The sequence below is a fragment of the Anaerococcus sp. AGMB09787 genome, assembly GCF_022808955.1.
Classification (GTDB): Bacteria; Bacillota; Clostridia; order Tissierellales; family Peptoniphilaceae; genus Anaerococcus.
Genome location: NZ_JAKZEY010000003.1, coordinates 43,996 through 54,571, shown reverse-complemented (window position 1 = coordinate 54,571; position 10,576 = coordinate 43,996). Strand labels below are relative to the sequence as shown.

8 protein-coding genes and 1 pseudogene are annotated in these 10,576 nt (G+C 35.2%); 7 read left to right on the top strand and 2 right to left on the bottom strand.

Annotated features, from left to right (window positions below; translation table 11 throughout):
- Positions 1-278 precede the first annotated feature (278 nt).
- A complete protein-coding gene (gene pepT / locus MUN42_RS01705; protein ID WP_243342550.1) occupies positions 279-1,481 on the bottom strand; it encodes a peptidase T in 1,203 nt (400 codons plus the stop codon).
- Between the two features lie 10 nt (positions 1,482-1,491).
- Positions 1,492-3,008: pseudogene (locus tag MUN42_RS01700) on the bottom strand (YfcC family protein).
- Between the two features lie 372 nt (positions 3,009-3,380).
- On the opposite strand from MUN42_RS01700, the gene MUN42_RS01695 reads away from it, so the two are divergent.
- The 7 genes from MUN42_RS01695 to MUN42_RS01665 all read left to right on the top strand — a co-directional run bounded on the left by MUN42_RS01695 (position 3,381) and on the right by MUN42_RS01665 (position 10,528).
- Entirely contained in the window at positions 3,381-4,811 is a 1,431-nt protein-coding gene (locus tag MUN42_RS01695) for an aspartate ammonia-lyase (RefSeq protein ID WP_243342549.1), read from the top strand.
- A gap of 107 nt (positions 4,812-4,918) precedes the next feature.
- On the top strand, positions 4,919-5,863 hold the full coding sequence (locus tag MUN42_RS01690; protein ID WP_243342548.1) for a LysR family transcriptional regulator: 945 nt from the start codon (positions 4,919-4,921) through the stop codon (positions 5,861-5,863).
- On the top strand, positions 5,853-7,217 hold the full coding sequence (locus MUN42_RS01685) for a class II fumarate hydratase (RefSeq protein ID WP_243342547.1): 1,365 nt from the start codon (positions 5,853-5,855) through the stop codon (positions 7,215-7,217). The genes MUN42_RS01690 and MUN42_RS01685 overlap by 11 nt, the downstream gene beginning before the upstream one ends.
- Before the next feature lie 8 nt (positions 7,218-7,225).
- Positions 7,226-8,407 carry an NADP-dependent malic enzyme gene (locus MUN42_RS01680; protein WP_243342546.1) on the top strand — a complete coding sequence of 394 codons (1,182 nt, stop codon included), beginning with the start codon at positions 7,226-7,228 and terminating at the stop codon, positions 8,405-8,407.
- A 124-nt stretch (positions 8,408-8,531) separates the two neighbouring features.
- Complete coding sequence (locus tag MUN42_RS01675; protein ID WP_243342545.1) at positions 8,532-9,056, top strand: DUF308 domain-containing protein; 525 nt, start codon at positions 8,532-8,534, stop codon at positions 9,054-9,056.
- Positions 9,057-9,160: 104 nt separating this feature from the next.
- Positions 9,161-10,225: a GH25 family lysozyme gene (locus MUN42_RS01670; protein WP_243342544.1), complete on the top strand. Its 1,065-nt coding sequence runs from the start codon at positions 9,161-9,163 to the stop codon at positions 10,223-10,225.
- Positions 10,226-10,303: 78 nt separating this feature from the next.
- Positions 10,304-10,528, top strand: coding sequence for a PC4/YdbC family ssDNA-binding protein (locus tag MUN42_RS01665; RefSeq protein ID WP_243342543.1), 225 nt, complete (start codon positions 10,304-10,306; stop codon positions 10,526-10,528).
- Positions 10,529-10,576 lie beyond the last annotated feature (48 nt).

Here is a 10,576-nt window from a genome sequence, read left to right as displayed (position 1 = left end):
GCGCTAAGTAAGACCTTCCAGAATTCACTACGTAAATTGGATAGGGCTATAAAGTTAAGCCTATGAGTGCCGATGGTACTCGGAGGCAGAGTAGGATGCTATTAACAGATTAGACTGGGTAATCAGTCTTTTTTTATGTCTATTTTTGTCTTTATATTTTAATTTATTGTTTGTTGATTTTATTAAGTATTAGCTTAGTTTAATTATTATAAGAATACCCCCAGAATACTTATATCGGATATGTGGGGGTAAGGTAATTTCTAATCAAAATGTTTTGTTTATTTTGATAGATTTTCTATTATTTTTTCTAGTAGGTCGCTTCCTTTATATAAAGCATTTACTGGGATGAATTCTAACCTTGAGTGGAAGTTATATCCACCAGCAAATAGGTTAGGGCAAGGAAGTCCCATATATGATAATCTGGCTCCATCTGTTCCACCTCTTATTGGTTGTACTTTTGGAGTGATTCCTATATCTTCCATAGATTTTTTTGCTAGTTTTACTATGTCCATATGATCTTCTAATTTTTCTAGCATGTTATAGTAAGAATCTTCAATTTTAAGCTCAATTGCATTACCATATTTTTTGTTCAAGAAGTCTACTATGCTTTTTATGAATTCTTTTTTGTTTTCAAATTCTTTTTTATCGAATTCTCTTATAATAAGCTCAATATGGCTATGTTCTACATTTCCATTAAGTTCATCTAAGAGGTAAAATCCCTCATAGCCCTCAGTATGCTCTGGTCTTTGACTAGGTGGGAGCATATTGGCTAATTCTGTAGCAATTAGTAGGGAATTTACCATCATATTTTTTGCACTTCCAGGATGGACGTTGATTCCATCTATATCAATAGTAACAGAAGCAGCGTTAAAGTTTTCATATTCAAGTTCTCCTATTGGTCCACCATCTATAGTGTAAGCAAAGTCAGCAGCAAATTTATTAACATCAAAGAAATCTGCTCCTCTTCCTATTTCTTCATCTGGTGTAAAGCCAATTTTGATTGGTCCATGTTCTATATCACTTTGAGATATTTTTTCTGCCATATCCATAATTATTGCAATTCCTGCTTTGTCATCTGCCCCTAATAAGGTAGATCCGTCAGTCGTAATTATTTTTTGACCTTCTAGATTTTTTAAATCAGGATTATCATCAACTTTTATTGAATATCGATCTGTTAGTTTGATGTCGCCACCCTCGTAGTTTATTATTTGAGGATTTACATTTGCTCCACTAACTTCTAGTGCAGTATCCATATGAGCTATGAAACCTACTGTAGGTATGTCTTTATCGGTATTTGCTGGAATTTCACCGTATATATATGCTTTGTCATCCATTTCAGCCTTGATTCCCATTTCATCTAGTTGCTTTACTAGAAGCTTAGCAAGGTTAAATTGTTTATCTGTAGATGGTGTAGTTTCGCTTTTGTCATCTGATTGTGTATCTATTTTTACATATTCTAAAAATCTTTCTACTATGTCCATTTTTACTCCTTTATAATATAACTTGTAAAGATAAAACTCCTAAACTTATGATTATTGTTAAGAGTAGTAGTTTGATAACCCACTTAAACCATTTGTCATATGTTACTCCTATCATTTCAAGAGTTGCAATAATCAATCCTGTAGGTGTAATAAAGGCCATCCAGCCTTGACCATAGTTGTATGCTGATACGACTACATCACGGCCAATATTAACTGCATCTGCAAGAGGTGCCATAATAGGCATTGATAGGGCAGCTAGTCCAGAAGATGATGGTATGAAAATACCTAATACTGAGTAGATTGCCATTTGAACCCATGAAAATACGACACCACTCATACCTGATACTAGATTTGTAGCATAGTATACAAGGTATCTGATATATAACCATTATCTAGGATAATGTTTATACCTCTAGCAAGTCCTATTATTAAAGCAACGCTAACTAAGTCTGATGCTCCTTGCATAAAGGTTGAGACAGCTTGTTTTTCTCCCATTCCAGATAAGAACATTATGATAATGGCAGTAAGTAGGAATATTCCACTCATTTCTTCAAACCACCAACCTTGACTTTGAACTCCCCAAATCATTACAACGAAGGTTAGTACAAAGACTACAAGTGTAAGTTTTTTATTTAGTGAAAAGTCTTCTTGATAATTATCATCATAGTCAGTTAAAAATTTCTTTTTAATTCTAGGCATATCTTCTGCAATTATTGATTTAGACGGATCTTTTTTAACTTTCTTGGCATATGATCCAATGTAGATTAATGCAACTACAGAAGTTAATACTAAACCAAGTACCCTATAAAGTTGTCCTGATGTAAAACTAATTCCTGCAGCATTTGATGCAATTACTACAGAGAAGGGATTTACAGTTGAGTACATGGTACCTATACAAGATGCTAGATAAATTGTTCCTATAACAACAATCGCATCATATCCAGCTAGTAAGAAGATAGGTAATAAAATTGGATATAGTGCTATACTTTCCTCTGCTAGTCCATAGGTAGTACCACCCAAAGCTATTAGAGAAAATACTACTACTATCATTAGGAATTCTTTACCCTTGGTCTTTTTAGATAAGGCTGACATACCAGCATTTAATGTACCAGTTTCATTAAGAAGTCCTATAATTCCACCTATAATTAATACGAAAACTATTATATCGACACTATCTTCGACACCTTGAATAGACGCTAGAATAATCTCTTTTGGTCCTTGAGGATTTTGCTCAATCTTCTCGTAAGTATTAGGAATAGCAATAGGCTTTTTGATTGAACCATTCTTAAAACTCTCTAAGGGTATCGAAATATTATTTTCCTTTAGGAATTCCTCTGAAGCATCGACTTGGGTTTCTGTTCCCTCATGGTCAACAATAGTGAAAGTGTTATCATCATTATAAGTAAGACGACTATAAATACCTGCTGGAATAATAAATGTTAATAGTGCAGCAAATATTAAAACTATAAAAAGCACTGTGGATGCTGAAGGGAAAGTAAAACCCTTCTTTTGCTTGGATTTTTTCATATAACCTCCTTGTATATAAATTATTTAATTTTAAATGCTATATTTAGCTAATTATCCGATTTTTTGGGATAATTATTGTATAGATTATTGTCTTTATTCACCTCCTTGAAGACTTGTCTATTATATAATAAAAACAAAATTTTGACAAATATTGATATTAATTATCAATTAATGGCTATATAATAGTAAATAAATCTTAAAATATAGTATAATAAGTTATTTTATTTAATAAGTCAATAAGTAAAGAAGTAAATAGATTAATAATAAACAAGACATAAGTCTAAACTTATAAGTACCATAAAATTTTATTATTTTACTTTTTATAAGGTCTGTTTTATATTATTAATATAGATAGAAATCAAAGGAGTCGTAATGAGTGATTATAGATTAGAACACGATAGTATAGGAGAGATTCAGGTTAGTAAGGATGCTTATTATGGTGCAAATGCTGTAAGGGCTAGGGAGAATTTCCGAATTACTGGTTATAAGATGGATAGTAAGTTCCGTGATGCTATTGTAGAGGTTAAGAAGGCCTGTGCTATAGAAAATGAGAAGGTGGGACTTATATCTGAGGAAACTAAGGATGCTATCGTTGAAGCTTGTGATGAGATGCTTGAGGGCAAGTATATAGAAAACGTTATTGTAGATCCTATTCAAGGTGGAGCTGGAACATCTTTTAATATGAATATTAACGAGATTTTAGCTAATATTGCAAATGTGTCTTTGGGAGGAGAGCTTGGGGTCTATGACCATGTTCATCCTAATGATGATGTTAATAAGGGCCAATCTACCAATGATGTTATTCCTACTTCTGGAAAGATTGCCCTTATTAGATATTTCGAAGAGTTGAAGGCTGAAAGTGAAAGGCTTCTGGCTTCTTTTGAAAAGAAGGCTGAAGAGTTTGCTGATGTTATCAAGATGGGCCGTACTCAACTCCAAGATGCTATTCCTATTAGCCTAGGTCAAGAGTTTAGGGCCTATAGCCAAGTTATTAGGAGGGATATCAATAGATTGGATTTTGCTATTAAGAGCTTATCTTCTGTAAATCTCGGTGGTACAGCTATTGGTACTGGTCTTAATGCGGATATTAGGTATGTTAAGGAGATTGTAGGCTTATTAAGTGAGATTACTGGTATAAATCTTGTTCAAAATGATGATTTGATAGATGGAACTCAAAATTTGGATTGTTTTGTCTATGCATCTTCTATTTTGAAGACTTTTGCCGTAGACTTATCTAAGATTTCTAATGATTTAAGGCTTATGTCATCAGGCCCTCAATCAGGTGTCGGCGATATCAAGCTTCCAGCTAGGCAAGCAGGATCTTCTATTATGCCAGGTAAGGTTAATCCTGTTATACCTGAGGTAGTTAACCAAGTTGCCTTCTCAGTTATCGGAAATGATATGACAGTTGCTATTGCAGTTGAGGGTGGCCAATTGGAGCTTAACGCCTTCGAGCCAGTTATTTTTTATAAGTTATTTGAATCACTTAAAACCTTAAAAGGAGCTATTTATACCTTGAGGGTTAATTGTCTTGATGGTATTGAGGCTAATAGGGAAAGCTTGCAAAGGAGAGTTGAGCAAAATATTGGATTAGTAACAGCCATAGCTCCTCACATAGGCTATGAAGCTTGTTCATATATAGCCCACGAAGCCCAAAGGACTGGCAAGAGTGTAAGGGAGCTTGTTCTTGAGAAGAATTTATTAAGTGAAGATGAGTTAAATAAGATATTAAACTTCAAGGAAATGACTAAGCCTGGCATAATCGATGAGGAGCATTTAAGCAAAAAAGATAGGTCAAAATAAAGACTTATTAATTGTAATCTCCTAGGAGTATAATTTTAGTAAAGTGATTATAATATTTAGAATTTGTATAAGCATATAAGGCTTAATTAATAGTAGGGGTGGGATCTATGGCAGATACTGATTATGAATATATAACGGCAATACTTGAGGCAGGAAATATAACCAAGGCAGCTAAGAAGCTCTTTATTTCACAAAGTGCCTTGAGTCAATATATAAAAAGGATTGAAGGAAAATTTGGGATAGAGATTATAGATAGGGATTATTCTCCACTAAGACTAACAGAGGCAGGAGAAATTTTCTATGAGAGTTTGGAAGAGATAGCCTCTATTGAAGAAGAAGCCTTGAATCAAATTGAAGAGTTAAATAAATTGCAAAAGGGTGAGATAGTAGTAGGTTGTACTGATTATTTGGAGTACAGCCTCCTATCCAAGGTCCTAAAGGGCTTCAATAAGACCTACCCAGGCATATCCATAAAGCTTTTGGAGGGTAAGACCTCAGAGATTAACCAGGCGGCCCTAGTGGGTAAGTGTGATTTCTCTATCTCCTATGCAGCTTCACCCAAGAACGAACTTACCAATATCAAGTTATATGAAGAAGAGGTATATGTAGCCCTAAATCGCAATAATCCTGCTGTAGCTGACATGGATATAGCCTATCCTCAAGTAGGAATACCAACTATAGATGCTAAAAAATTAAAATACAACAAGATAATAGGGACCAAGAAGGGGCAAAATCTCCGCTATATTTTCTCCCAAATTAATAAGTACACAGACAATACCTTGGAGACCATCCTAGAAACTGATTCTATGTACTTGGCCAAAAAATTTGTAGCAGAGGACCTGGGAATCTCCCTAGTTCCTGCCAATATGGCAAGGGATAATACCCTCGAGGAATGTGTTTTTGTAAAAATCTCACCTCAACTAAATAAAAGAACCATAATGATCCATTACAATGCTACAAGAAGGCTCAAAAAGCCAGCCAAAATATTAATTGATATGCTAATAAATTATGCTAAGGAAAATTTTGATAAAGGAGGAAGAAATGGATTATAGACAGGAAAAAGACTCTTTGGGTTATGTAGATGTGCCTAGTAAGGCCTATTGGGGAGCACAAACTCAAAGATCTTTAGAGAATTTCCCAAAAGATTCTGAACTAATGCCTGATAGTCAAATAAAGGCCCTGGTTTTATTAAAAAAAGCTGCAGCCCTTACTAATTTTGACTTAAATAAAATAGATAAAGAAAGAAGAGATCTAATAGTCTATGGAGCTGATGAAATACTAGCAGGTAAGTATGACGATCAATTCCCCCTATCTGTCTGGCAAACAGGCTCTGGTACTCAGACCAATATGAATGTAAATGAAGTCATAGCCCACATAGGAAATAAAAAGCAAGGGGGAAATCTACTTCACCCAAATGACCACGTAAATATGGGTCAATCATCAAATGATACCTTCCCAACTGCTATGCATATATCCACTGTAATTAATCTTAGAGAAAAATTGTATCCGGCAATTGAGAAATTTATAGACCAACTTAAAATTCTAGAAAAAGAAAATAGAGATATAATAAAAACTGGTAGGACCCACCTTCAAGATGCAACTCCCCTTACCTTAGGCCAAGAAATATCTGGTTGGCTTACAATGGTTCAGAGGGACTATGAAATGATAAGAGGTGCAGAAAGCCACCTACATAGACTTGCCATAGGAGGCACTGCTGTCGGAACTGGTGTTAATACCGAGAAGGACTTTGGTGGTAGGGTAGCTGAGAAGTTAAGTGAATTTACTGGCCTTGAATTTACTTCTGATACTAACAAATTTTATCAACTAGCTTCTAAATCTGCCTTGGTTATTGTCCATAGCAGTATCAAGACATTGGCTAGCGACCTTTATAAAATCGCATCTGACATTAGGTTTTCATCTTGTGGACCTAGGTGTGGGATAGGAGAGCTAACAATTCCAGCTAATGAACCTGGTTCATCAATTATGCCTGGTAAGGTAAACCCTACCCAGGTTGAGTCTTTGACAATGGTATGTATAGAAGTCATAGCAAATGACCTAGCCATAGCAATGGCAAATACCCAAGGCCAAATGCAACTAAATGTCTATATGCCACTAATTATTTACAAGATGGACCAATCCATTAAATTATTAGCAAAATCCATGGTTTGCTTTACAGAAAAGCTCTTAGTGGGCCTAAAGGCAAATAAGACTAACATTGAGAAAAATTTGGAGAAGTCCTTGATGCTAGTAACAGTCCTATCACCTCACATAGGCTACGATAAGGCCTCACAAATAGCCAAAAACGCCTACAAGAAGAACATGACCCTCAAGGAATCTACCCTTGAGCTTGGATATTTAACAGAGGAAGACTTTGATAAATTTATGAAAATTGAAGATATGATATAGGAGGTATTATGAAAAATGTATTTGAAGAAGCTCTTAAATTACATGAGGAGCTAGAAGGAAAATTATCAACAGAATTAAAAACAGAACTAAAGTCAAAGGAAGACCTATCATTGGTATATTCACCAGGGGTTGCTGAGCCTTGTAGGAAGATTGCAGCTAATGTAGATAATGTCTACAAGTACACAGGCAAGGCCAATACTATTGCTGTAGTATCAAATGGTACAGCAGTCTTAGGGCTAGGGGATATTGGCCCAGAAGCAGCTCTTCCAGTTATGGAGGGTAAATGCTGCCTCTTTAAGAAATTTGGTGGATTAAATGCTATTCCTTTAGTAATAAATACTAAGGATGTTGATGAAATAATTAATTTTGTAAAACTTGTATCTCCTGGATTAGGTGGAGTTAACCTAGAAGATATCAAGGCCCCAGAATGTATCGAAATCGAAAGAAGACTCAAGGAAGAGCTTGACATACCAGTCTTCCATGATGACCAACACGGTACTGCTATAGTGACCATAGCTGCCCTAATCAATTCCCTAAAACTAGTAGGCAAGAAGGCAGAAGATTGTAATGTAGTAATCTCTGGAGCAGGAGCTGCAGGATCTTCTATAATTAATATGTTAAATGACTTAGGTATTAATAATATCTATGCCTTTAACTCTAGGGGAGTTATTAATAGGGCCCACAAGGACGAATACAAGAACGACCTCTACAAGGAATTAGCTATGGTTACCAACAAGGATTCAGAAGATCTTAGCCTAGAAGAAGCTATGACCAAGGCTGATATATTTGTAGGAGTAAGCGTTCCTAACAAAATTACCAAGGAAATGGTCAAATCAATGAGAACTGACCCTATAATTTTTGCCATGGCAAATCCTGATCCAGAAATAACCTATGACGATGCTAAGGAGGCAGGAGCTAGAGTTGTGGGAACTGGTAGGAGCGATTTTCCTAACCAAGTCAACAATGTCCTTGCCTTTCCAGGATTATTTAAGGGTGCCTTGGATGTTCATTCAAAGAAAATATCTGAGTCAATGAAGTTTGCGGCAGCATCTGCCATCGCTTCACTAATATCAGATGAAGAATTGGCTGAAGATTATGTAATCCCTTCACCATTTGACCCAAGAGTTGCAGATGTTGTATCAATGGCTGTAGCTCAAAAAGCTAAAGAAGAAAAGCTAACACGTGATTAATATGGAGAATCTGTCCTTGGGGGCAGATTTTCTTTTATAAAATTGTTTCTTAGAGACTTATTCGGGTATATATATGTATATAGTATTATATTTAAAATAAATATTATTTAAGGAAGGAGTTATAATGAATAAAACAAATGACGGATTTTCACTAGGTTCACTCATATTAGGTATCTTGTATCTATTTGCAGGCTTCTTGTCAATAAGAAATCCCCTAGCATCAAATGCCTTTTTGGTTGGACTTATAGTTATGACAGCAATTTTTGATGGAATTTTTGAAATAGCCCTAAGGAATAGGATTAATAAATATTTCGGTAGGGGTGGAGGATTTTTGCTATTTACAGGAATAGTAAACTTGATTCTTGCAGCATTAATCTTATTTAACTTTACATCTTCAGTAATAGCCCTACCTTGGGCCTTTGCAATTTATCTTATCTTTACATCAGTTACTTCAATTATAAGATCTTTTGCAATAAAGGAAGTATCAAATGGTGTTTTCTGGGCTCAAGTTATCCTTAATATCTTGGGAATAGTCCTAGGAGTTATGTTATTAATTAAGAACCCACTTGCATCATTCTTTACAATATCAACACTAATTGGATTTTACTTTTTCCTTGCAGGAATTAGAAATATTATCTTTGCATTCTAGAAGGACTTATCCCTTGGCTACGGCTGGGGGATTTTTTGATAGGGACTTTTAAAATTTTGCTTTTTAATTTATAATTAATTAATGATAAAGATAAAGGAAGGCTTATGAAAAATACGAAAAAAATATTGTGTCTACTAGTGGGAGGACTTCTCTTGCCAGGTGTATCCTATGGATCTTCTGATGTAGTTTATTATAATATGGAGGACCTGGACAAGGTGATTACTGAGGCTGGTATGGACTATGATAGGGCAGAGGTTTTAGAAAGAAAAAAAGAACACTTGGAAGGACTATTAGAGGGTGAAGATGAGGTTAACCTTAAAGAAAGTCTAAATGATGAAAAAGAAGTACTTGAAAATAAAGAGGAAGAAATTGTGAATGAAGTTCCCAAAGTTGAGGTATATGACAAGGTAGTAGATATAAGTGAATACCAAAATCCTGTTGCCATAGACTACGATGCCCTCTCTTCTGAAATAGGGGGAGCCATAATTAGGACTAGCATAAGGGAAAAGGATACGACCCTAAGCAAGGATAAGGAAATAGAAAAGCATTACGAAGAGCTAAACAAAAGAAATGTACCTATAGGCTTCTACCACTATTCAAGGGCTGTAAATAGGCTAGAAGCCTTGGAGGAAGCAGACTTTGTCCTAAATATTATTAGAAATAAAAATGTATCTCTTCCAGTTTATATTGATATAGAGGATAATGATAGACAGGCCAAGGCTACAAGGGAAGATATATCCGAAGTTGCAAAGACCTTTTCCATGGCCATGAGAAGAAATGGCTTTGTTGGAGGAATATATTCTTATCCTTGGTTTGCTGATACCTACTTGAGCGAAGAAGTCAGAGAGGAAAATGAATTTTGGATAGCTGATTGGAACGGCGAGCCAAGGCCTAGCTATAATACAACTTCATATGATAGCTGGCAATATAGCTCCAAGGGTGGTATTAAGGGCTATAACTATGATATTGACAAGTCAATTCTCTTTAGGGACTATCCTTTGATGATAAAGGGAACTAGCAAGAATACCTACCTAAAAATCGCAAGAGAAGTTATAGAAGGCAAGTGGGGAAATGGTAAGGCTAGAAGAAAGGCTCTAACCTATGCCGGTTATGACTACAATATAGTCCAAGCTATGGTAGATAAGTTAGTAAAGGCAGATAAAATATAGGACAGGTGATTTTAAACTTGCATATTTTTATAAAAATTATACAATTTATAATATAATTCAAATACTTTAGGAGATGTTATGGCAGAATTCAAATATGAAATTGTAGAAAACTTAGGAATCTTATCAGATAATGGTAAGGGTTGGACAAAGGAGCTAAACCTAGTTTCTTGGAATGAAAGGGAACCCAAATATGATATCCGTGATTGGAATGACGATCATTCCAGGATGCGCAAGGGTATTACCCTAACAAGTGAAGAAGCTGAAATTTTGAAAAATATCTTAATTGACGAATTCAATAAGTAGGAATGATTGCCCCGTAGGATCATTAACTTATCCTATGGGGATTTTTTA

What these genes read in the sequence shown, in the direction of transcription:
- pepT (WP_243342550.1), bottom strand. Translation starts at nt 1,481, where the DNA reads ATGGACATAGTAGAAAGATTTTTAGAATATGTAAAAATAGATACACAA.
- MUN42_RS01695 (WP_243342549.1), top strand. Translation starts at nt 3,381, where the DNA reads ATGAGTGATTATAGATTAGAACACGATAGTATAGGAGAGATTCAGGTT.
- MUN42_RS01690 (WP_243342548.1), top strand. Translation starts at nt 4,919, where the DNA reads ATGGCAGATACTGATTATGAATATATAACGGCAATACTTGAGGCAGGA.
- MUN42_RS01685 (WP_243342547.1), top strand. Translation starts at nt 5,853, where the DNA reads ATGGATTATAGACAGGAAAAAGACTCTTTGGGTTATGTAGATGTGCCT.
- MUN42_RS01680 (WP_243342546.1), top strand. Translation starts at nt 7,226, where the DNA reads ATGAAAAATGTATTTGAAGAAGCTCTTAAATTACATGAGGAGCTAGAA.
- MUN42_RS01675 (WP_243342545.1), top strand. Translation starts at nt 8,532, where the DNA reads ATGAATAAAACAAATGACGGATTTTCACTAGGTTCACTCATATTAGGT.
- MUN42_RS01670 (WP_243342544.1), top strand. Translation starts at nt 9,161, where the DNA reads ATGAAAAATACGAAAAAAATATTGTGTCTACTAGTGGGAGGACTTCTC.
- MUN42_RS01665 (WP_243342543.1), top strand. Translation starts at nt 10,304, where the DNA reads ATGGCAGAATTCAAATATGAAATTGTAGAAAACTTAGGAATCTTATCA.